Here is a 20,945-nt window from a genome sequence, read left to right on the forward strand (position 1 = left end):
CCCTACGGCGCCCGTTGGTCGGCGCCTGTTGTCGAAGTTCCCTCTCCCCTCTGGGGAGAGGGTTACCGCCCTCACGCCGCCGGGCCGAAGCCGCCGCCGCCCGGGGTTTCCAGGACCACCTGGTCGCCCGGTTCCATGTTCAGCTTGCGCGCCTGACTGACGGAGGCGCCGTTGACCAGGAAGCGGCCGGCCTGTCCGGGTTCGCCGCCGCCCAGGCCTTCCGGCCCCATGTTCAGGCGGCTGGGCACGGCGTTGAGCATCCAGGGATCCTGGGTGTTCATGTGGAAGGCGATGATCTGGCCGTCACCGCCCGGCGTCCGCCCGGCGCCGCCGGAACCGCGCCGCAGCTCCTTGCGGTCGAAGACGATGGGCATCGCCGCTTCCAGAATCTCCACCGGCACGGCCGCCACGCCCGTGGGGTAGCAGGTGGCGCTCGGCCCCGGCTTCTCGGCGCGGGCGCCCATGCCGCCGGAATAGTTGAACATCGAAGAGGTGAAGTTCTGCCCGTCGGCCTTGCGCCCGCCGATCTGGATCGTCCAGACCGCACCGGAGCCCTCGGCCAGCACCCGTTCCGGAAGCACCTGATAGAGCGCCTTCAGGATCGGCATCGGCACATACATGCCGACGACGTGGCGCGCGTTGACCGGCGCCGGGTAGCGGCAGTTGATGATCGACCCCTCCGGCGCCTGCAAGGTGATCGGCGCGAGGCTGCCGGTGTTGTTCGGCAGGTCGGGGTTCAGGCAGCTGCGGATGGCGAAGGTGGCGTAGGCGTGGGTGTAGTTCAGCACCACGTTGATGCCGGTCGTCGTCTGCATGGAGCTGCCGGTGAAGTCCACCAGGATCCCGCCGGACTCCGCGTCCACCGTGACCGCGGTCTTCAGCGTGATGACTTCCCCGCCCGGCACGTCGAAGCTCGACTCCCCGTGATAGGTGCCCGGCTTCAGCTTGCGGATGGCGGCGCGGGTGGCCTCCTCCGAGCGGGAGATGATCTCGTCCGACAGTGCCTCGATGTCGGTCAGGCCGTGCCGTTCGCACAGCGCGATCAGATGCTCCGCCGCGGCCTGCCCGCTCGACACCTGGGCGGCGAGGTCGCCGAACACGGCGTCCGGCGTGCGCACGTTGCGGCGGATCATCGCGTGCAGGACCGGGTTGGGCGTGCCGCGCTCATACAGCTTCAGCGGCGGGATCCACAGCCCTTCCTCATGGACGTCGCGCGCGCCGGCGCCGATGCCGTAGCCGCCGATGTCCGTGTGGTGGATGGTCGATCCGATGTAGGCGATCAGCCGGTCGCCGTTGAAGATCGGCGTCAGGGTGGTGATGTCGAAGAAGTGGCCGGCGGACAGCCACGGGTCGTTGGTGATCAGCACGTCGCCCGGCTCGCATTGCCCGGCGAACTCGCGGACCAGATGGGCGCCGGCGAAGGCCAGCGAGTTGATGTGGCCCGGCGTGCCCGTGTTGGCCTGGGCGACCATCCGGCCGCGCTGGTCGAACAGCGCGCAGGCAAGGTCGCCGGCCTCGCGCACGATCGGGCTGAAGGCGATGCGCTGGAGGGCCTTGGCCCGCTCGGTCACGACGCCGATCAGGTTGGACCACAGGATTTCGAGTTCGACTCCGTCCATGTTCCGATGTCCTTTGGTCAATCCTGCGCCAGCGGCGCGGTGGTGGCGACGATGCAGCCCATGGGATCGATGGTGGCGACCCAGCCCGGCGGGATGGCCGTGGTGGTCTCGCGCTCCTCGATGATCGCCGGGCCGGCGACGGTCTGGCCGACGGCGAGGTCGCGGCGCTCGTAGACGGGGACCGACTGGCCGTCCGTCCAGGCGTGGACCGGGCGGAAGTTCTTCGGCGTGCCCGGCTCGCTCGCCGGCTTGCCGGCGGGGTGGAAGCGGATCGCCGGCCCCTGCACGGTGATGCGCCAGGTGACGATCTCCGCCGGGACATGCGACGGGTTCATGCCGTAGAGCACGCGGTAGGTCTGCGCGAACTGCTCGGCGATGGCGGCGATGTCGCGGCTGTCGCGCGGATCGACGTCGAACATGACCGTGACTTCGTTCTGCTGGCCGGTGTAGCGCATGTCGGCGCCCACCGCGACCCGCACGTCGGACGGCGCGCAGCCGGCCTCGGCGAGGGCGCTGCGCCCTTCCTTCTCCAGGTCGGCGATGATGCGGCCGACGCGGTCCCAATCGACGGTGTCCAGCCGCATCAGGTCGCTGCGCACGAGGTCCAGGCGAACCGGCGTGACCAGGGTGCCGAAGGCCGACAGCACGCTCGACTGCGGCGGCACGATGACGGAGGAGCTTTGCAGCAGCTCCGCCACGCCGCAGGCGTGCAGCGGGCCGGCGCCGCCGAAAGCGAACAGCGGCAGGCCGCGGTAATCGACGCCCCGGTCCGTGGCGTGGGAGCGCGCGGCGGACGCCATCGCCTCCGTCACCACGCGGTAAATGCCGCGGGCCGCCTGCACCGCCGTGCCGCCGAGCTTGTCGGCCAGCGCCGTCAGCGCGGATTCCGTGGCGGCGCGGTCCAGCTTCATCTCGCCGCCCAGGAAATTGTCGGCATCGATCAGGCCCAGCATCAGGTCGGCGTCGGTCACCGTCGCCCCCGTGCCGCCGCGGCCGTAGCAGGCCGGGCCGGGGTTGGAGCCGGCGCTTTCCGGGCCAACCTTCAGCAGGCCCAGGCCGTCGACGTGGGCGATGCTGCCGCCGCCGGCGCCGATCTCGATCAGGTCGATGGACGGCACCGTCACGGGCAGGCCGCTGCCTTCCTTGAAGCGGTAGCGGCGGTCGACCTCGAACAGGCCGGTGACCAGCGGCGTGCGGTTCTCGATCAGACAGGCCTTGGCGGTGGTGCCGCCCATGTCGAAGGACATCAGCCGGTCGATCCCCAGGATCTCCGCGTAATGGCAGGCGGCGAGCGCGCCGGCGGCCGGGCCGCTTTCGATCATGCGGACCGGGTTGCGCCCGGCCGTCTCCGCCCCGACCACGCCGCCCGACGACAGCATGATCAGCGGCGTGTTGCCGAAGCCCTCACTGCGCAGCTGCTCGCTGAGGCGGCGCAGATAGGGTTGGGAGATCGGCATGGTGTAGGCGTTGACGGTGGCCGTGGAGGCCCGCGGGTATTCGCGGATCTGCGGCGCCACGTCCGACGACGTGCAGATGAACATGTCGTTCAGCTGCCGGCCCAGTTCCGCCGCCACCGCGGCCTCGTTGGCCGGGTTGGCGAAGCTGTTCAGGAAGCAGATGGCGACCGCCTTGGCGCCGCTGGCGCGCAGCTTTCGCGCCAGTTCGGCGATGTCCTCGGCCGCAGGCTCGGTCACCACCGTGCCGTCGGCCAGCGTCCGCTCCTTCAGCCCGAAGGTCAGCGTGTCCGGCACCAACGGTTCCGGAAACTCGATCTGCGGGTCGTACATGTCGTAGCGGTGCTCGTTGCGGATGGCGAGCACGTCGCGGAAGCCTTCGGTGACCACCAGCGCGGTCGGCGGCCCCTTGCGCTCGATCAGCGCGTTGGTGACGACGGTGGTGGCGTGGACGACAACGCCGTCGACCGCCTGGGCGGACACGCCGGCCTTGCGCAGCACCGAATGGACGCCGCCGAAGAAGCCGGACAGCAAATCCTCGTGTGTGGTCAGGGTCTTGTCGACGGTCAGGCTGCCGTCGGAATTGCGCAGGACGATGTCGGTGAAGGTCCCACCGATGTCGACGGCGAGTGAATAGCTCATCGGCTCGATCTCCAGCCGAGCCCCCGGGAGATCGCCTGCGCGGCGGCAAGGATCTTCTCAAGGTGCAGGGCGTCAGGGGGGGAAGGGATGTATTGCGTGGAGCCGACGATCGCGATGGAGCCGGCGATCTGGTTTCGATGATCGAAGACCGGAGCGGCCAAGGCGTTGACGGCGGTGATCATTTCGTCGGCGGCGGTGGCCCAGCCGCGCTGCCGCACCTGGGATACCTCGGCGCGCAGGCGGTCGGGGTCGGTGATGGTGTGGGGCGTCCACTGGCGCATCGGCGCCGAAAGCGTCTGGTGCAGCAATTCCGGCGGCCCGAAAGCCAGCCAGACCCTGCCGTGGGCGCTGGAATGGAGGTCGAAGCGCGTTCCGGGGCGCGTTCCGAACTCGACCACCGAGCGTCCCTGGATCAGGTCGAGGACCACCAGCTCGCCGTCGACGATGCGGCAGATGGTGACGGCCTGGCCCGTCGCGTCGCGCAGGCGCATCAACTCGTCCCGCCCGGTCGTCACGACGTCGAACCGGGTGCGCACGGCCTCGCCCAGGACCAGGAGCTTCACGCCGGGCTCGTAACGTCCGGTCTCCGGGTCCTGGCTGACGAGGCCATGGCGCTGGAGCGTCACGAGATGGCGGTAGATCGTGGCCTTGGACGCGGCCAGCGCGTTGGCGATCTGGGCCAGAGCCATGGGCTGGTTTTCAAGGGCGAGAAGCTCCAGGGCGCGCAGCGCCAGATCCAGCGTGCTGGTCCCCGCGGGTTCCTTCTCCACTGGTTTCGGCACCTCTTGCACTGGCTTTCCACTCCGTTTTAAATATTGAAACGTCGTTTCACCGTTGGCGTGCGACTTTGGACAAGGCAGGCCCTCTCCACAGGCTCCTGCGGCTCCTGCACCCAATCTGTTCGGCGGTTTCGGCTGTCTTTGGATTTGACTGGCGTTTTAAATGTTGAAACGTCGTTTCAACATGCACCCATGATTACTCCGGCATGCGCCGATGTCAATCACCTATTTTCCGTTAAGCGCACCGTTCCGTTCGGAATCTTCCGCATTCCGAACATTAAGGCGCGTCAGCCGGCTACAGGCCCTTTCAGCGTCGCGAAATCCTTATGGTGCTTGGTCGCCGCCTGCCGCATCAGCCCCTGGTCGGAGCCGATCATGAAGGCGCTGGCGCCGAGCGCGGTGTAGGACCGCGCCTCCTCCGCGCTGGCCACCATCAGGCAAACCGGCTTGTCGGCCGCGCGGGCCGCCGCCAGGATGCGGTCGACGGCGCTGCGGACCTCCGGCGCGTCCGGCGAGGCGGCGCCAAGCGCCACGGTCAGGTCGGCCCGCCCGATAAAGATTGCGTCCAGCCCGTCGGTCGCGAGGATGGCGTCGACGACGTCCAGCGCCTCCGGATCCTCGATCATGGCGATGACCGCCACGGACGCGTCCTGCGCATCGACGTGCGGCCACATGGCGAGCCCGCCGTACCGGCCAGCGCGCGGCGAGTTGGAGAATCCGCGCCGTCCACCGCGGTAGCGGCAGGCGGCAACAGCCGCCCGCGCGGCCTCCGCGGACGACACGTGCGGAACGAGCACCCCCGCCGCCCCATCGTCGAGCGCCGCCAGCAATTGCGCGGGACTGGGCTCCGCGACCCGGATGAGCCCGGCGATCCCACCGGCACGCGCCGCCATCAGCACCGTGTCGATGGAGGCGCGGTCGAACGGCGCGTGTTCGGCGTCGATGACGGCGAAGTCGAAGCCGACATCGCCGAAGATCTCCATCGCGTGCCCAGATGGTGTCTTGATGAACGTGCCGAGCAGAGGCTCCCGGCCCAACAGGCGTCGGCGAAACGACGAGGGACTCGGGCGTTCGGTTTGTGTGGACATGAGGACATACCCTCCCATGCATGGTGATGTGTTTTGGGAATTGCCGACGAAGGGTCCGCGCGTGGCGCAGACGTGGACGTGGACAGCCGGGTTCGCCGGAATGCGCGCAACCGGAAAAGGCGCATGGCGACCCAATCGGGCCCGGGGCACAGCGGTCGTGGAAAAAGCGCTCAGGCTCGTCGGGACCCGAGGCGGGTTGAACCATCGCCGTCGTCAGGGGCGCCCGCACCGGCAGTCTATGAGAAGCCCCAACCCTTGGACAAGGGGGCATGGTGTGGAGAGGACTGAATGATGGCAGTCGGCCAGATAACGCTCTCCCCTCTGGGGAGATGGTGGCCTGGAGGGCCTCTCGCGCAAACGAAGTTTGCGCTGACGGCGTCAGGCGGATGCCTCTGGCATCCGCTGAGAGCCGGTGAGGGAGTCCCGCCACCTTGGTACGTCCGGCACAAGCGCAACCCCCTCACCCTAACCCTCTCCCCAGAGGGGAGAGGGGACTTCGAAGGCATCCGCCCAACCCAAAAAAGCCGATGACCGCCACGTTCCTGCGGCGGCCCTCGGCGCGTTTCAGGCAGTGCTCAGCCGGGACCTCAGTTGCTCAAGGCCGACGTGTCCTCTTCGAACCGCACCCAGGCCACCTCGGCGGTCAGGGGCCGGCCGGGGTCCTTGAACGGCTTCAGCCAGGGCGACGCGCCGCTTCCGTTCCAGAATTGCAGGTAGAGCCATCCCGGCGTCTGCGGCAGGGTCTTCGGTGCGCCCTCCGCCGTGTGCACCACCCGTCCATCGACGGTCCAGGCGATGCGGTTGGCCTTCCACTCGATGCCGTAGGTGTGGAACTCCTTGGCGGCGTCGAAGCCCAGGTCGACGACGATGTCGCGCCGCCCGTCGCCTTTCGCCACATAGCCGATTTCCAGCTTGGTGGTGTCCTTGCCGGGGATGCCGAATGTCATCTCGTCCCAGGGGTCACCGAAGTGGGGGCCGGTGTAGTGGGACACCGTGGTCATGACGCCGTCGGCGCGCACGGCCTTCAGGTTCACCGCGTACGTGCCGTATCCATAGGGCCGTTGCGTGCGGAACTCGGCGCAGGAATGACGCTCCTGCGCGCTCGGCTCGCCGGTGACCGACAGCGCGAGGCGTCCATTCTGTACGGTCGCGGTCCGGACGTTCCAGCCGCAGCCCATGTAGGTGCCGTTGCTCCAGCCGTCGCCTTTCTGCCAGCGGGTCTGGTCGTAGGCCGCGAAGTGGTCTTCGAAGCTGCTGCCGGGGTGGCGCAGAATGAAATCCGCCTTCGTTGCGGATGCGCCGAAGATGACAAGCAAGCCGGCGAACACCGCCGCCGTTCCGTATCTCTTCATCGCTCTCTCCCTAAAGCTCGCTCCGGCTCATCCGATCGATTGGATGGAACTGCTTCGATTTTGCACACGAAAACGGAACGAACCAACAGGACAGAGGAGGATTTGGCGCACCTTCGGCTTTACCCTTGCTCGCGGAACTTGGTGGAATTCGCGTCTCCACTTTGGCTGGGGGATTCGCCGACCATCTAAACCAATGAGAACGGCGCACACACGAAGGGGTGTGCGTCCCCCACCGTTGGGGACCCGGCCTTGAGCTTCTGATAAGGACCGCCTATCACTGGGGCATGGACCGTCGCCGCCTCCAATCCTTCATCGCGCTCTCCGAAGAGCTGCACTTCCATCGCGCCGCCGCGCGGTGCCACATCACGCAGCCGGCGCTCAGCCAGCAACTGCAACAGCTGGAGGCCGAGTTGCAGGTGCAGCTGGTCCACCGGAACAAGCGGCGCGTCTCCCTGACGCGCGCCGGGGAGATGTTTCTTCAGGAGGCGCGGAAGATCCTGCGGCAGATGGAGCACGCGGCCCTTCTCGCCCGCCAGACCGACCGGGGCGAGATCGGGCAGCTGTCCGTCGGGGTCACAGCCCCGGCGCTCTACATCATCTTTCCCGAGATCATGCATCAGTTCCGGACGGAACTGCCCAACGTCGGCGTCAACGTCCACGTCATGACGACCGCGGAGCAGGAGGCAGCGCTGCGGTCGGGAACCATCGACGTCGGCATCTTCCACCCGCCGCTGGACGACCAGTCGCTGTCCTCGCACCCGATCGCGCGCATGCGGTTCAACGTCGTCCTGTCCGACCGCAACCATCTGGCTTCCCGCGCCAGCCTGCGGCTGGAGGACCTGTCGAGGGAGCGCTTCATAATCTTCCCGCGGGTGATCGGGCCGCGCCTGTACGACGAGATCATCACGCTGTGCCAGCAGGCGGGCTTCAGCCCGGAGGTGATCGTGGAATCCTCCCCGGCGCAGTCGATCATCGCGCTGGCGGCCGCGGACTTCGGCATCGGGCTCATCGCGTCGCGCCTTCAGCAATTCGACCGTCCGGGCGTCGTCTACCGCCCGCTGGATGGGCCGGCGCCCTATCTCACGCTCGGCGTCGCCTACCCGAGCGACGAGACATCGCCGGCAATCCGGGCCTTCCTGGACGTGGCGACGGCGGTCGGCGAAGGGCTGCAATGATAGATTGCTATCGCTTTCCGCTCTGATAATTTAATCTTATCAATCAATCATTTTAAATCGTTGGACCTACTTAGTTGGCTTATCCTATCGTCTGCGCCGCGGAGGATAATGCCCATGAAACTGTTCATGATTGGCGAGGCGGCCCATCACAAAGAAAAACTGGCAGCCTTTCTGAAGACTTCCTGCGAGATCGTCGCGCTGCCGCGCGAAGCGGCCTCTTCGTCGGAGTTCGACAGCGCAATCGGCCGCGACGATGTCGTCGTGTCTTTGCGCTTCGCCCGCAAGGACGGGCCGGCGCCGGCCTTCCGGCTGCTGCATGTGCCCGGCGCCGGGCTGGACGGCATCGACATGGCGTCGCTGCCGGCCGGATGCACGGTCTGCAACGTCTTCGAGCATGAAATCCCCATCGCCGAGTTCGTCCTCGCGGCCATGCTGCAATGGGAGATCCGGCTGGACGAGCTGCGCCGCTCCTTCGCCACGGACAGCTGGCCGGACGTCTACCGGGCGCGTGTGCCGCATGGCGAGATTTATGGCAAGACGCTGGGGCTGATCGGCTTCGGCCGCATCGGGCGGACCATCGCGCGGCGCGCCCGCGCCTTCGGCACGCGCGTGATCGCGATGGATGCCATGCCCGCCGCCCCCGGTGAACTGGCGGACGCCGTGCTGCCCCCCACCGGCCTGCCGGAGTTGCTGGCCGCTGCCGACTTCCTGGTCGTGTCCTGCCCGCTGACGGCGGAGACGCGCGGGCTGATCGGCGCCGACCAGTTCCGGGCCATGAAGCCCTCGGCCGTGCTGATCAACGTCTCCCGCGCGCCGATCGTCGACGAGGCGGCGCTGTACGACGCGCTATCGCACCGGATCATCGCCGGGGCCTTCCTGGACGTCTGGTACGGCTACCCCACCGGCAGCGACGACCGTGTCCCGCCCGCGCGCTTCCGGTTCGAGGATCTTCCCAACGCTTTCTGCACGCCGCACTCGTCGGCTTGGACGAGCAGCCTGCCCGAGCGGCGCTACGCCTTCATCGCGCAGAACATCGACCGGCTCCGGGCCGGCGAGCCGCTGGTGAACGTGGTCCGCGCGCCCTCTCAAAACGCCTAAGGAGCAAAGAGTTTCATGATCCGGGACAACGAAGACATCGCCCGGCGGACCGCCGGCACGCCGATCAAGATCACCGGCGTGAAGACGGTCGTGGTCAACGCCGAGATGCGCAACTGGATCTTCGTGAAGGTGCTGACCGACCAGCCCGGCCTGTACGGCTGGGGCGAGGCGAGCCTGAACTGGAAGACCCGCGCCGTCACCGGCGCCGTGGAGGACCTGGAGCCGATGCTGCTGGGCCGCGACCCGCGCGACATCGAGCAGTGCGTCCGCGCCATGAACAAGTTCAGCTACTACAACCTCGGCATGGTCGGGGTGACCGCCATCAGCGGCATCGAGCACGCGCTGTGGGATATCTTCGGCAAGAGCGTCGGCCTGCCGGTGTGGCGCCTGCTCGGCGGCAAGGTGCGCGACAGCGTGCGCGTCTACACCCACCTCGGCCTCGGCGAGATGAAGTCGGTCTACGAGACCTTCGACGTCGGCTCCCTGAAGGAGCGTGCCGCGGCGGTGGTGGAGAAGGGCTACGACGCGCTGAAGGTGGTCTTCATCCCCTACGGCGCGCACACCGCCCCTATCCCGGCCCAGCGCCACGTCGGCAAGATGATGGAGGCACTGCGCACCACCGTCGGCGACGGCGTGGACATCATGATCGACTTCCACGGCCGTCCGGGGTCCATCGCCGCGGCCATGGGCTTCATCCGCGAGCTTGAGCCCTACCGCCCGATGTTCTGCGAGGAGCCGGTCCAGCCCGGCGACACCGAGGCGCTGCGCATCATCGCCGAGAAGGCCGAATGCCCCATCGCGTCGGGCGAGCGGCTGGTCGGCATCAAGGAGTTCCAGCCCGTCTTCAACCAGCGCGCCCTGCACATCGCCCAGCCGGACCTGAACCACACCGGCGGCCTGCTGGAAGGCAAGCGCATCGCCGCGGCGGCGGAGGCTGCCCTGATCGGCATCGCGCCGCACAACCCCAACGGCCCGCTGGCCGGCGTGGCGGCCCTGCACTTCGACGTCTCCACCCCGAACTTCGTGATCCAGGAGGAGATGAGCGGCGCCGTGCCCTGGTACGACGACGTGGTACAGACCCCGATCCGCCGCGTCGGCAGCGCCTGGGAGGTGCCGGATCTCCCCGGCTTCGGCATCGAGGTGAACGAGGCCGAGGCCGCCAAGCACCCCTTCAAGCCCGAGGTCATGCACGCGATGTCCGCCGTGCTGGAAGACGGCACTATCGTCGATTGGTGAGAACAACAATGCGCACTTTCAGCACCCCCGGTGACGTCTACAACGCCGTGCCGCCCCGCGTGGTCTTCGGCGCCGGGACGTCCGAGCGGATCGCCGAGGAGGTCGACCGGCTGGGCGCGCGGCGCGCGCTGGTCGTTTCCACCCCCGGCCGCAGCGGCATGGCGGAGCGGATCGTCGCCCAGCTGGGCGACCGCTGCATCGGCCTGCTGCCCGAAGCCGTCTCCCAGGTGCCCATCGAGCTGGCCCGGCGCGGCCAGGCGCGGGCGAAGGAGATGGGCGCCGACTGCCTCGTCAGCGTCGGCGGCGGTGCCTCCATCGGGCTCGGCAAGGCCATCGCGCTGGAACTGGCCGTGCCGGTCATCGCGGTGCCGACCACCTATTCCGGGTCGGAGATGACCGGCTTCTGCGGCATCACCATCGACGGCGTCAAGCGCATGCACAAGAGCCTGCGCATGCTGGCCAGCACGGTGGTCTACGACCCGGCGCTGTCGGCGTCCCTGCCGCTGGACGTGAGTGCCGCCAGCGCCATGAACGCGCTCGCCCACTGCGTGGACGTCGTCTATGTGCCGACGGCAAGCCCGGTCATCGTGCAGGCAGCCATCGAGGGCGCGCGGGTGATCATGGACGCCCTGCCCCGCGTCGCCCGCCGGCCCGACGACCTGGAGGCCCGCGGCGACCTGCTGTACGGCGGCTATCTGGCCGGCGCGGCGCTGACCGGCGGCTTCGCGCTTCAGCACGGCGTGGCCCATGTGCTGGGCGGCACCTACGGCGTGCCGCACGGGCTGTCCCACGCGCTGGTGCTGCCGCACGTCGCCGCCTACAACGCCCGCTTCGCGCCCGAGGCGCTGGGCCGGATCGCCGAGGCGATGGGCGTGGCGGAGGTCGGCGGCGCCATCTTCGACGTCATGAAGACGGCGGGGCTGCCGACGCGGCTGGCCGACGTCGGCTTCTCCGAAAGCTCCATCCCGGAGGCGGCGCGCATCACGGTGGAGACCGACGACGGCAGCAACCCGGGGCCGGTGACCGAGGAGGCCGTCCGCGGGATCCTGGACGCGGCCTTCCACGGGCGGCGTCCCGGCTGACGCCCCGACTAACGAACGATTTCAACAAAACCGACAGCAAAAACACCTTACGGGAGGATACGAGGATGCTGGTCAATCGCAGGACGTTCCTGGCAGCGACCGCCGCGGCGGCAACGGTCGGTCCGTTCGTGTCGCGGGCACGGGCGGCCGACTTCAGCTGGAAGTTCGGCCACGGCTTCCCGGCCACCCACCCCCTGCACGTCCGCGCGGTCGAGGCGGCGGAGCGGATCAAGAAGGACAGCAACGGCCGGGTCGACATCGCCGTCTTCCCGAACAGCCAGCTGGGCGGTGACAGCGACCTGCTGGCCCAGGTCCGGTCCGGTGGCATCGAGTTCTTCAGCACCGGCGGCCTGATCCTGTCCACGCTGGTGCCGGTGGCCTCGATCAACGGCATGGGCTTCGCCTTCAAGGATTACGACGCCGTGTGGAAGGCCATGGACGGCGATCTCGGCTCCTATGTCCGCAAGGGCTTCGACAAGGTCGGCCTGCACACCTTCGAGCGCATCTGGGACAACGGCTTCCGCCAGATCACCACGCGCAACAAGCCGATCAACGGGCCGGAGGATCTGGGCAACTTCAAGATCCGCGTGCCGGTTAGCCCGGTCTACGTCTCCCTGTTCAAGGCGCTGGGCGGCTCGCCGGCCAGCATCAACCTGGGCGAGGTCTATTCCGCGCTCCAGACCGGCGTGGTCGACGGCCAGGAGAACCCGCTGGTGGTCGCCGACACCGCCAAGTTCTACGAGGTGCAGAAGTACTGCTCGCTGACCAACCACGTCTGGGACGGGTCGTGGATCGTCATGAACGGCCGGGCCTGGAAGTCGCTGCCGGATGACCTGCGCGAGGTCGTCAGCCGCGGCTTCAACGAGAGCGGCCTGCAGCAGCGCCAGGACATCGCCGGGCTGAACAGCGCGCTCCAGGCCTCGCTGGCGCAGAAGGGGCTGGTCTTCAACACGACCGATCCGGAGCCCTTCCGCGCCGCACTGCGCAAGTCCGGCTTCTATGGCGAGTGGAAGGCCAAGTACGGCGACGAGGCCTGGGGCGTCTTTGAGAAGTCCGTGGGCGCCCTGACGTGAGCACCCTCGCCCACGAGGATCCGGGCGCGAAGCCGGGCGGAGCGGCCGAGGCCGCGTCCGCCCGGGGTGGCGGGTCGGGCGCGCTGGCGCGCCTGGACGCCGCACTCGGCATGGTCGTGGAGATCCCGGTGGCGCTGCTCGTCGCCACCGAGATCATCCTGCTGTTCTCCGGCATCGTGGCGCGCTATGTGCTCCACACTCCGATCACCTGGTCGGACGAGCTGGCTTCCATCCTGTTCCTCTGGCTCGCCATGCTCGGCTCGGTGGTCGCCTTCCGCCGGGGCGAGCACATGCGCATGACCGCCTTCGTCGGCTGGGCGTCGCCGCCCGTGCGGGCCTTCCTGGACGTCTTCGCCGTGGCGGCGGCGCTGGGATTCCTGCTGCTGGTCATCGCGCCGGCCGCGGAGTTTGCCATCGAGGAATACGAGATCGTCACGCCGGCGCTGGAGATCTCCAACATGGTCCGGGCGGCGGCCCTGCCGGTCGGGCTGGGGCTGATGATCGCCACGGCGCTGATCCGGCTGGGCCGGGTGGGCAGCGTGCGGCTGGTGGCCGGTGCGGCGGCGCTGGTCGTCGCGCTGATGGCCGCCTTCGTCCTGCTGCAGCCGGCGCTGGCCGGGCTCGGCAAGCTCAACCTGCTGATCTTCTTCGTCGGCATCGTCGCGGGCACCGTCTTCGCAGGCGTGCCCATCGCTTTCTCCTTCGGCCTCGCCAGCTTCGGCTATCTCGCTTTGACGACGAAGGTACCGCTGCTCGTCGTCATCGGCCGCATGGACGAGGGCATGTCGCACCTGATCCTGCTGTCGGTGCCGCTGTTCGTCTTCCTCGGCCTGCTGATCGAGATGACCGGCATGGCGCGGGCCATGGTGGCGGTTCTGGCGAACCTGCTGGGCCATGTGCGCGGCGGGCTGTCCTATGTGCTGATCGGTGCGATGTACCTCGTCTCCGGCATCTCCGGGGCCAAGGCCGCGGACATGGCGGCGGTGGCCCCGGTGCTGTTCCCGGAGATGAAGGCCCGCGGCGCCAAGCCCGGCGACCTTGTGGCCCTGCTGGCGGCGACCGGCGCCCAGACCGAGACCATCCCGCCCAGCATCGTCCTGATCACCATCGGTTCGGTCACCGGCGTGTCCATCGCCGCGCTGTTCACCGGCGGCCTGCTGCCCGGCGTCGTCCTGGCCGCGATGCTCTGCGTCGTGGTCTGGTACCGCTACCGCGGCGAGGACCTGTCCCACGTCCGCCGCCCCACCGGGCGGGAACTGGGCCGCAGCCTGGTCGTGGCGCTGCCCGCGCTGGCCTTGCCCTTCGTCATCCGGGCGGCGGTGGTCGAGGGCGTGGCCACGGCGACCGAGGTGTCGACCATCGGCATCATCTATTCCATCGCCGTCGGGCTGATGGTCTACCGCCGCTTCGACTGGCGGCGGGTCGTCCCGATGCTGGTGGAGACGGCGGCCCTGTCCGGCGCCATCCTGCTGATCATCGGCACGGCGACCGGCATGGCTTGGTGCCTGACCCGGTCGGGCTTCTCCACCGACCTCGCGCAGTTCATGGCCGGCCTGCCGGGCGGCTCCTTCACCTTCCTGGCCGTGTCCATCGTCGCCTTCGTCATCCTGGGCAGCGTGCTGGAGGGCATCCCCGCCATCGTTCTGTTCGGGCCGCTGCTGTTCCCCATCGCCCGCCAGATGGGCGTGCACGAGGTGCAGTACGCCATGGTCGTCATCCTCGCCATGGGCATGGGCCTGTTCGCCCCGCCCTTTGGCGTCGGCTACTACGTCGCCTCGGCCATCGGGCGTGTCAGCCCGGACGAGGGCATGCGGCCGATCCTGGGCTATCTGGCCGCGCTGATGGTCGGGCTGGCCCTGGTCGCCGCCATCCCCTGGCTGTCGATCGGCTTCCTGTAAGCGGTGAAGTGCGGCGCGCGGCGGGGCCTTCCCGGCGCGCGCCGTGCGACGTTTGAAACGCTGTGAAACATGAAACGCTGTGATGTCGCACGGGCGGATTCCGCCCGTTTGTGATTCTTATCCGAGTGGATTTGGGGTGGTGAGGGCAATGGATAAACCCTCTCCCCAGAGGGGAGAGGGAATTCATAACGAAAATGAGAGTCATTATCATTTAGGCTGTTTCGTCGCCGCCTGCACCATGATAATAAGAGTAATTCTCATTATCCGCCCGCCGGACGGGCGGCAACCCTTTTCGATGTTGGATCATGGCGACACAGCCCCGCTCCGCCCGCCCCTGGTACCGCGCGCTTCAGACCATCCACCTCTGGATCGGGCTCATCCTGTGCCTGCCGCTGGCGGTGCTTGGCATCACCGGCGCGATTCTCGTGTTCGAGCACGAGCTTGAGGATCTGTTCTCCGCCCCCACAGCCCGGACGATGGCGGTGGGCGAGCCGCAATCGGTCGCCGCGATCCTGGACGCGGCGAAGGCCAACGCGCCGCAAGGGCTGGCGCCCGGTATGGTGTTCCTGCCGGACGCGGCGGGCGAGCCGGCCTCGGTCCGCTTGATGGCGCCGGGGCGCAGCGGACCGGGCGGCGGCGGGGCCACCATGCTGGTCGACCCGGTCTCGCTGGCGGTGTTGAAGACCAGCAAGCCGGGCGGCGGCGGGCTGATGCGGCAAATCTTCATGCTGCACGCCAACCTGCTGATCCCCGACCGCAACGGCCGGGACGTCGTCGGCTGGCTGGGCGTGGCGATGCTGGTGCTGGGCGTGTCGGGGCTGGTGCTGTGGTGGCCGCGGCCGGACCGCTGGAAGGAGGCCTTCCGGGTCAAGCGCGGGGCGCGCGGGGTGCGGCTGCACCGGGAACTGCACGGTGCCGTCGGCATCTGGACGCTGGCGATCTTCGTGGTGGTCAGCTTCACCGGCGTCTACATCACCTTTCCGCAAACGCTGAACAGCGTCGTCGCCATGGCCTCCCCCACCCGCGACCTGCGCGCGGCGGTGAAGGTGGAGCCGGTGCGGGGTGCGGAGCCCGCCGGACCGGATCAGGCGGTGGCGCTGGCACTCGCCGCCGTGCCCGACGGCCGGGTCCGCACGGTCGGCCTGCCGGCGCGGCCCGACCAAGCCTACCGCATCACCCTCGCCCGCCCGGACGCCCGTCCGGGAGCGCCGGCGGTCACCGCCTTCGTCGATCCCTGGACCGCCCGCGTCGTGGAGGTCCGCGACCCCCGCAGCTATTCGGCGGGCGAGACCTTCGTCGCTTGGCAGCGGCCGCTGCACGCCGGACAGGGGCTGGGCTGGCTGTGGAAGGTTCTGGTGTTCCTGTCCGGCGTCCTGCCGCCCCTGTTCGCGGTCACCGGCACGGCCATGTGGTACCTGAAGCGCCGCAACCGCCGCGCCAAGGACGCCGAGCGCGCGGCGGCCCGGGCGACGGTCTGAGACGTCACGTCAGTCCGCCCCAGCCCCGATCTGGGCGCGGACGAACTGGGCGTTGAAGGCGGAGCGCACCTCCGCCGCAGCGCGGGAGCGGTCGAGGACCGAGACGATCCAAGCCGCGGCGAACGCCAGCGGGACGGAGAACAGGGCCGGGTTCTCGTAGGGAAAGACCGGTGCGGGGTGGTGGAGGGCCGCCACCCAGACGCCGGGGCCGAGCACGACCATGCCGACCGCCGTCACCAGCCCGGTCACGCCGCCGGCCACCGCGCCCCGCGTGGTCAAGCCGCGCCAGAACACAGACAGCACAAGGATCGGGAAGTTCGCGCTGGCGGCGATGGCGAAGACCAGACCCACCATGTAGGCGATGTTCATCGTCTCGAACTCGATCCCCAGCGCGATGGCAGCGAGGCTGATCACCACCGCGGCACCCTTGGAGACGCGGATCTCCTGCGCCTCCGTCGCCTGCCCGCGCTTCAGGACGCAGGCGTAGAGGTCGTGGCTGACCGCCGACGCGCCGGCCAGCGTCAGCCCGGCGACCACCGCCAGGATGGTGGCGAAGGCCACGGCGGAGATGAAGCCCAGCAGAAGCGAGCCGCCGATGGCGTCGGCCAGATGCACGGCCACCATGTTGCCGCCGCCGATCAGGCCGCCGGCCGCGGCCTTGAAGCGCGGGTCGTTGCCGACCAGCTCCACCGCGCCGAACCCCAGGATGAACAGCAGCAGGTAGAACCAGGAGATCGCGCCGGTCGCCACCAGGACGGACGAGCGCGCCTGCCGCGCGTCGCGGACGGTGAAGAAGCGCATGAGGATGTGCGGAAGCCCGGCGGTGCCGAAGATCAGCGCCACGCCCAACGACACGGCGGAGACCGGGTCCTGCACCAGCCCGCCCGGCGCCATGATGGCGGCGCCCTTCGGGTGGTTCTGGATGGCCGCGCGGAAGAAGGCGTCCAGGTCGAAGCCGTAGCGCCACAGGATCACGCCGGCCATCAGGGTGGACCCGGTGAGGAGCAGCACCGCCTTGATGATCTGCACCCAGGTGGTCGCCAGCATGCCGCCGAAGGCCACGTAGAGCATCATCAGCACACCCACCAGCACCTCCGCCACCACGTAGGGCAGGCCGAACAGAAGCTCGATCAGCTTGCCGGCGCCGACCATCTGGGCGATCAGGTAGAAGACCACGATGATCAGCGAATTGGTCGCGGCGAGGCTCCGGATCGGCACCTGCGACAGGCGGTAGGACACCACGTCGGCGAAGGTGTAGCGGCCGAGGTTGCGCAGCGGCTCCGCGATCAGGAACAGGATGATCGGCCAGCCGACCAGGAAGCCGACCGAATAGATCAGGCCGTCGTAGCCGTTGGATTAGACCAGCGACGTGATGCCGAGGAAGGACGCGGCCGACGTGTAGTCGCCCGCGATGGCGAAGCCGTTCTGGAATCCCTTCAGCCCGCCGCCGGCCGCGTAGAACTCGCCGGCCGAGCGCGTCCGGCGTGCCGCCCAGCCGGTGATGGCGAGCGTGATTCCGACGAAGAACAGGAACATGCCCACGGCCGTCCAGTTCGTGGGCTGGCGCGGCCCGCCGGCGGTGATGGCGTCGGCCCAGGCGATGGATGGCAGGAAGGCGGCGGCCAGAATCGCGGGAAGGGCCGCAGCGGTGTTGCGGGTCATCGCAGGTCCTCCCGGATCGCGTTGCTGAGGCTGTCGAAGGTGGTGTTGGCGCGGCGGACATAGACCGCCGTCAGCGCAAAGCCGAGCAGGATGAGCCCGACGGCCGCGGCGAGCCCGACCGTGATGACCGTGCCGTCCGACAGCCGGGTCGCCAGCAGGTTCGGCCAGAAGCCGATGCACAGGATGTAGCTGAAATAGGCGGCCACCACGACGGCCGAGAGGCCGGTGGACAGGCGCCGTCGCTCCGCCGTCAGCCGGCGGTATTTGTCGTTTTCGACGACTTCGGCGACTCTCTTCTCGTTCATCGTTGCCTCCCCGGCATCGTTGCCTTCCCGGATCGCGCGGCGCCGCCACGGCCGCAAGGGGCCGCCCGAGAACAGCATCTCGTTCGTTTGGAATGGGGCGTTCGGGATGGGTCCGACGCGGCCCCCACATGGCGGCGCTGGACCGGCGCGGGCCAAAGCACCCACCGCCGCGTCATTCTGTCGCGCCATTAAGTTATCTATCGATAAACAACCAGCGTCAAGAGCGAATTGGAGATGCAGTGGGGGGGTGCGCTGTGAATCCCCTCTCCCCTCTGGGGAGAGGGTTGTACAGGGCGGGAGAGTGCTGAGGATCTGCTTACGTCGATCATACGATCAATTGTTGGAAATGCCCCGGTGCAACTCCCCCTTCCCCACCACGGCAGACACGCCGCCAAGAAAAGCGGCAATCTTGCCGGTGATCAGGCCGTCTAGGTCGTCGGGAACCGGCAGGCCGTAGATCCAGCGCCGCACGCCCACGTAATAGATCGCGGCGTGCAGGCCCCAGATGGTTTCGGCCTCCGTCTCGGTCATTGGCAGTTCGTCGAGCGTGGGCTGGCCGTAGGCGTGGCGCAGTTCGCGGGCGACGCGGACGAAGACGCGGTCGCGCAGCAGGCCCAGGTAGCGGGCGTTGAAGTCCAGCCCCTTCAGGCCGGAGAACATGAACAGGCGCACCCATTCGTAGCTGAGGATGGTGCGGGCGTAGTCCTTGTAGAAGGTAGCGAGCCGATCCTGCAGAGGGCGCGAGCGGTCCTCGATCCATTCCTCCCACAGCGGGTTCCAGCGGCCGACGAAGACCTCCTGGTACACGCGCTCGATCAGCGCCTCCTTGTTCGGGAAGTAGCGGTAGAGCAGCGGCTGCGTGATGCCGATCTGCTTGGCGAGTTCGCGCGTCTGCCCTTCAAAGCCGTGCTTGGCGAAGAAGGACACCGCTTCCTTGGCGATCAGCCGTTCGCGCTCGTCGGGGGTCAGGCGCTTGCGCTCCGTGGATCCTGCAGGGGCGCGGGACCGCGCGGTTACCACCGTAACGCCGGGATCGACCGCCTGATCCGCCTTCCGCTTCATGTCCGCCCCTTGGTTGCTGAGCGATCGACCAACAGGCCGAAGCTCCGGAAAATTCGCTGCCACGGCCCATCATGCGGCCTGGTCAAGGCTTTTCGCAAGGGCATACCAAAGATCTGTTGCGTCGGTACGTCATGTTAATTTATCGTTTGATCACTATTTGGGGAGGGAACGCCAATGGGCATCGCAAAGCTCGCGCACTACTCGATCCGCACCACCGACCTGGAGGCGTCGCGGCGCTTCTACACGGAGGTGATGGGCTTCCGGGCCGGCTTCCGGCCACCGTTCGATTTCCCTGGCCTCTGGCTCTACCAGGGGGAGGACGAGTCGGAATTCGGGGTGGTCCACATCATCGGCGTGGATCCCAACGATCCGTCCGGCCTGCACCGCTATCTCGGCGACCGGCCGGCGGGCGCACAGGAGGGCACGGGGACGGTCGACCACATCGCGTTCCTGGCCAACGGCTGGGCGGAGATGCGCGGGCGGCTGGACCGGATCGGCGTTGCTTTCCGCGAGCGGACGGTCCCGTCGCTCGGCCTGCACCAGGTCTTCCTGGAGGATCCCTCCGGCGTGACGATCGAGCTGAATTATCCGGCGGCCGAGGCCGGCCAGGGCTGATGCCCGGACGCACACACGAAAAATCTGGAGGGAACCCATGGGCGAAACATCAAAGCGCCACGCCGTCATCGTCGGCGGCTCGCTCGGCGGGCTACTGGCGGCCAACATGCTGCACCGGGCCGGATGGACAGTGTCGGTGTGGGAGCGCTGCGCGGAGGAGTTGTCGGGTCGGGGGGCGGGGATCGTCACCCACCGGGAGCTGTTCGACGCGCTGGCCCAGGCGGGGATCACCATCGACGACCGGCTCGGTGTCGAGGTGCCGGCCCGCGTCACGCTGGACCGTCACGGTGCGGTGATTGGTGAGCAGCCCTTGCGGCAGGTGCTGACCGCCTGGGGCCGGCTGTACGGTTTGCTGAGGGCGGCGTTGCCGGACGGTACCTATCACCTGGCCGCCGATCTGGTCGAGATTCATCAGGATGGCGCCAGCACCACCGCCGTCTTCCGCGACGGCCGAGAGGCCCGCGGCGACATCCTGGTCGGCGCGGACGGCATCCGGTCCAGTGTCCGGCAGATGGTCCTGCCCGAGGTGCGGCCCGTCTACGCCGGCTATGTCGCGTGGCGCGGCCTTGTGGACGAAGCGCGGCTGTCGCCGGCGACCCACGCCGCTCTGTTCGAGCGGTTCGGCTTCTGCCTGCCGCCGCGCGAGCAGATGCTCGGCTACCCGGTCGCCGGGGCGGGCGACACGGTGGAGCCGGGAAAGCGCCGCTACAATTTCGTCTGGTACCAGCCGGCCGACGAGGGCGGCGCGCTGAAGCGCCTGATGACCGACGACCAGGGGCGCCACCACCCCGACGGCATTCCGCCCTTCCTGATCAGCGCGGCGGTGATCGCGGAGATGCGGGCGCACGCCGACCGGGTGCTCGCCCCGCAATTCGCGGAAATCGTGCGGCTAACGGAAAAGCCCTTCTTCCAGCCGATCTACGACGTCGAATCCTCGCGGCTGGCCTTCGGGCGCGTGGTGCTGCTCGGCGATTCCGCCTTCGTGGCGCGGCCCCATTGCGGCATGGGCGTGACCAAGGCGGCCGGCGACGCGCTGGCCCTGGCCGACGCCTTGCGCGACCCCGGACGGCCGGTCCCCGACGCGCTGGCCGCCTATGAGCGGGAGCGGGTGCGGTTCGGCAGCGCAATCGTCGCCCACGCCCGGCAGTTGGGCGCCTACATGCAGGCGCAGCTCCGCACCGATGAAGAACGCGCGAACGCCGAGCGTTATCGGACGCCGGACGCGGTGATGCGGGAAACGGCCGTGGCGCCGCGCCTGGCTGCATAGGACGGCCAAGTCCAAAATGGTCAAGGGCGGTGAATATCCTTCAATACCGTCTGTTCCGGC

16 protein-coding genes and 1 pseudogene are annotated in these 20,945 nt (G+C 68.5%); 9 read left to right on the forward strand and 8 right to left on the reverse strand.

Annotated elements, in window-relative coordinates:
- Positions 1-71 precede the first annotated feature (71 nt).
- From M2351_RS17000 to M2351_RS17020, 5 genes are all read right to left on the reverse strand, one after another.
- Positions 72-1,619: a hydantoinase B/oxoprolinase family protein gene (locus tag M2351_RS17000; RefSeq protein ID WP_264657303.1), complete on the reverse strand. Its 1,548-nt coding sequence runs from the start codon at positions 1,617-1,619 to the stop codon at positions 72-74.
- A gap of 17 nt (positions 1,620-1,636) precedes the next feature.
- Complete coding sequence (locus tag M2351_RS17005; protein WP_264657304.1) at positions 1,637-3,715, reverse strand: hydantoinase/oxoprolinase family protein; 2,079 nt, start codon at positions 3,713-3,715, stop codon at positions 1,637-1,639.
- On the reverse strand, positions 3,712-4,485 hold the full coding sequence (locus M2351_RS17010; RefSeq protein ID WP_264657305.1) for an IclR family transcriptional regulator: 774 nt from the start codon (positions 4,483-4,485) through the stop codon (positions 3,712-3,714). Before M2351_RS17010 ends, M2351_RS17005 begins: the two co-directional genes overlap by 4 nt.
- Before the next feature lie 296 nt (positions 4,486-4,781).
- Entirely contained in the window at positions 4,782-5,582 is an 801-nt protein-coding gene (locus M2351_RS17015; protein WP_264657306.1) for an HpcH/HpaI aldolase family protein, read from the reverse strand.
- Positions 5,583-6,169: 587 nt separating this feature from the next.
- The gene (locus tag M2351_RS17020; RefSeq protein WP_264657307.1) at positions 6,170-6,934 is read right to left on the reverse strand and encodes a family 16 glycosylhydrolase; all 765 of its coding nucleotides are present in this window, start codon (positions 6,932-6,934) and stop codon (positions 6,170-6,172) included.
- 284 nt (positions 6,935-7,218) lie between these two features.
- Between M2351_RS17020 and M2351_RS17025 the strand changes: the two genes are divergently transcribed.
- From M2351_RS17025 to M2351_RS17055, 7 genes are all read left to right on the forward strand, one after another.
- Positions 7,219-8,109 carry a LysR family transcriptional regulator gene (locus M2351_RS17025; RefSeq protein WP_264657308.1) on the forward strand — a complete coding sequence of 297 codons (891 nt, stop codon included), beginning with the start codon at positions 7,219-7,221 and terminating at the stop codon, positions 8,107-8,109.
- Positions 8,110-8,223: 114 nt separating this feature from the next.
- Positions 8,224-9,207, forward strand: coding sequence for a 2-hydroxyacid dehydrogenase (locus M2351_RS17030; protein WP_264657309.1), 984 nt, complete (start codon positions 8,224-8,226; stop codon positions 9,205-9,207).
- 15 nt (positions 9,208-9,222) lie between these two features.
- Positions 9,223-10,443: an enolase C-terminal domain-like protein gene (locus M2351_RS17035; RefSeq protein WP_264657310.1), complete on the forward strand. Its 1,221-nt coding sequence runs from the start codon at positions 9,223-9,225 to the stop codon at positions 10,441-10,443.
- Between the two features lie 8 nt (positions 10,444-10,451).
- A complete protein-coding gene (locus M2351_RS17040) occupies positions 10,452-11,525 on the forward strand; it encodes a maleylacetate reductase (RefSeq protein ID WP_264657311.1) in 1,074 nt (357 codons plus the stop codon).
- A 65-nt stretch (positions 11,526-11,590) separates the two neighbouring features.
- Positions 11,591-12,598 carry a TRAP transporter substrate-binding protein gene (locus M2351_RS17045; RefSeq protein WP_264657312.1) on the forward strand — a complete coding sequence of 336 codons (1,008 nt, stop codon included), beginning with the start codon at positions 11,591-11,593 and terminating at the stop codon, positions 12,596-12,598.
- Positions 12,595-14,496, forward strand: a complete 1,902-nt coding sequence (locus M2351_RS17050; protein ID WP_264657313.1) for a TRAP transporter large permease — start codon at positions 12,595-12,597, stop codon at positions 14,494-14,496. Before M2351_RS17045 ends, M2351_RS17050 begins: the two co-directional genes overlap by 4 nt.
- 305 nt (positions 14,497-14,801) lie before the next feature.
- Positions 14,802-15,974: a PepSY-associated TM helix domain-containing protein gene (locus tag M2351_RS17055; RefSeq protein ID WP_264657314.1), complete on the forward strand. Its 1,173-nt coding sequence runs from the start codon at positions 14,802-14,804 to the stop codon at positions 15,972-15,974.
- Between the two features lie 9 nt (positions 15,975-15,983).
- Here M2351_RS17055 and M2351_RS17060 read toward each other — a convergent pair.
- The 3 genes and pseudogenes from M2351_RS17060 to M2351_RS17070 all read right to left on the reverse strand — a co-directional run bounded on the left by M2351_RS17060 (position 15,984) and on the right by M2351_RS17070 (position 19,003).
- Positions 15,984-17,636 (reverse strand): annotated as a pseudogene (locus M2351_RS17060) (cation acetate symporter).
- Positions 17,633-17,941, reverse strand: a complete 309-nt coding sequence (locus M2351_RS17065; RefSeq protein ID WP_264657315.1) for a DUF485 domain-containing protein — start codon at positions 17,939-17,941, stop codon at positions 17,633-17,635. Before M2351_RS17065 ends, M2351_RS17060 begins: the two are co-directional and overlap by 4 nt.
- 333 nt (positions 17,942-18,274) lie before the next feature.
- On the reverse strand, positions 18,275-19,003 hold the full coding sequence (locus M2351_RS17070) for a TetR/AcrR family transcriptional regulator (RefSeq protein WP_264657316.1): 729 nt from the start codon (positions 19,001-19,003) through the stop codon (positions 18,275-18,277).
- Between the two features lie 174 nt (positions 19,004-19,177).
- Between M2351_RS17070 and M2351_RS17075 the strand changes: the two genes are divergently transcribed.
- Together M2351_RS17075 and M2351_RS17080 are read left to right on the forward strand one after the other, a co-directional pair.
- Positions 19,178-19,618, forward strand: coding sequence for a VOC family protein (locus M2351_RS17075; protein WP_264657317.1), 441 nt, complete (start codon positions 19,178-19,180; stop codon positions 19,616-19,618).
- A 37-nt stretch (positions 19,619-19,655) separates the two neighbouring features.
- Positions 19,656-20,885, forward strand: a complete 1,230-nt coding sequence (locus M2351_RS17080; RefSeq protein WP_264657318.1) for an FAD binding domain-containing protein — start codon at positions 19,656-19,658, stop codon at positions 20,883-20,885.
- Positions 20,886-20,945 lie beyond the last annotated feature (60 nt).

The organism is Azospirillum canadense, assembly GCF_025961225.1.
GTDB classification, from domain to species: domain Bacteria; phylum Pseudomonadota; class Alphaproteobacteria; order Azospirillales; family Azospirillaceae; genus Azospirillum; species Azospirillum canadense.

Excerpts from the sequence above, each read along its gene's own strand:
- M2351_RS17025 (WP_264657308.1), top strand. The coding sequence starts at position 7,219 with ATGGACCGTCGCCGCCTCCAATCCTTCATCGCGCTCTCCGAAGAGCTG.
- M2351_RS17065 (WP_264657315.1), bottom strand. The coding sequence starts at position 17,941 with ATGAACGAGAAGAGAGTCGCCGAAGTCGTCGAAAACGACAAATACCGC.
- M2351_RS17045 (WP_264657312.1), top strand. The coding sequence starts at position 11,591 with ATGCTGGTCAATCGCAGGACGTTCCTGGCAGCGACCGCCGCGGCGGCA.
- M2351_RS17070 (WP_264657316.1), bottom strand. The coding sequence starts at position 19,003 with ATGAAGCGGAAGGCGGATCAGGCGGTCGATCCCGGCGTTACGGTGGTA.
- M2351_RS17055 (WP_264657314.1), top strand. The coding sequence starts at position 14,802 with ATGGCGACACAGCCCCGCTCCGCCCGCCCCTGGTACCGCGCGCTTCAG.
- M2351_RS17075 (WP_264657317.1), top strand. The coding sequence starts at position 19,178 with ATGGGCATCGCAAAGCTCGCGCACTACTCGATCCGCACCACCGACCTG.
- M2351_RS17080 (WP_264657318.1), top strand. The coding sequence starts at position 19,656 with ATGGGCGAAACATCAAAGCGCCACGCCGTCATCGTCGGCGGCTCGCTC.
- M2351_RS17000 (WP_264657303.1), bottom strand. The coding sequence starts at position 1,619 with ATGGACGGAGTCGAACTCGAAATCCTGTGGTCCAACCTGATCGGCGTC.
- M2351_RS17040 (WP_264657311.1), top strand. The coding sequence starts at position 10,452 with ATGCGCACTTTCAGCACCCCCGGTGACGTCTACAACGCCGTGCCGCCC.
- M2351_RS17020 (WP_264657307.1), bottom strand. The coding sequence starts at position 6,934 with ATGAAGAGATACGGAACGGCGGCGGTGTTCGCCGGCTTGCTTGTCATC.
- M2351_RS17030 (WP_264657309.1), top strand. The coding sequence starts at position 8,224 with ATGAAACTGTTCATGATTGGCGAGGCGGCCCATCACAAAGAAAAACTG.
- M2351_RS17015 (WP_264657306.1), bottom strand. The coding sequence starts at position 5,582 with ATGTCCACACAAACCGAACGCCCGAGTCCCTCGTCGTTTCGCCGACGC.
- M2351_RS17035 (WP_264657310.1), top strand. The coding sequence starts at position 9,223 with ATGATCCGGGACAACGAAGACATCGCCCGGCGGACCGCCGGCACGCCG.
- M2351_RS17005 (WP_264657304.1), bottom strand. The coding sequence starts at position 3,715 with ATGAGCTATTCACTCGCCGTCGACATCGGTGGGACCTTCACCGACATC.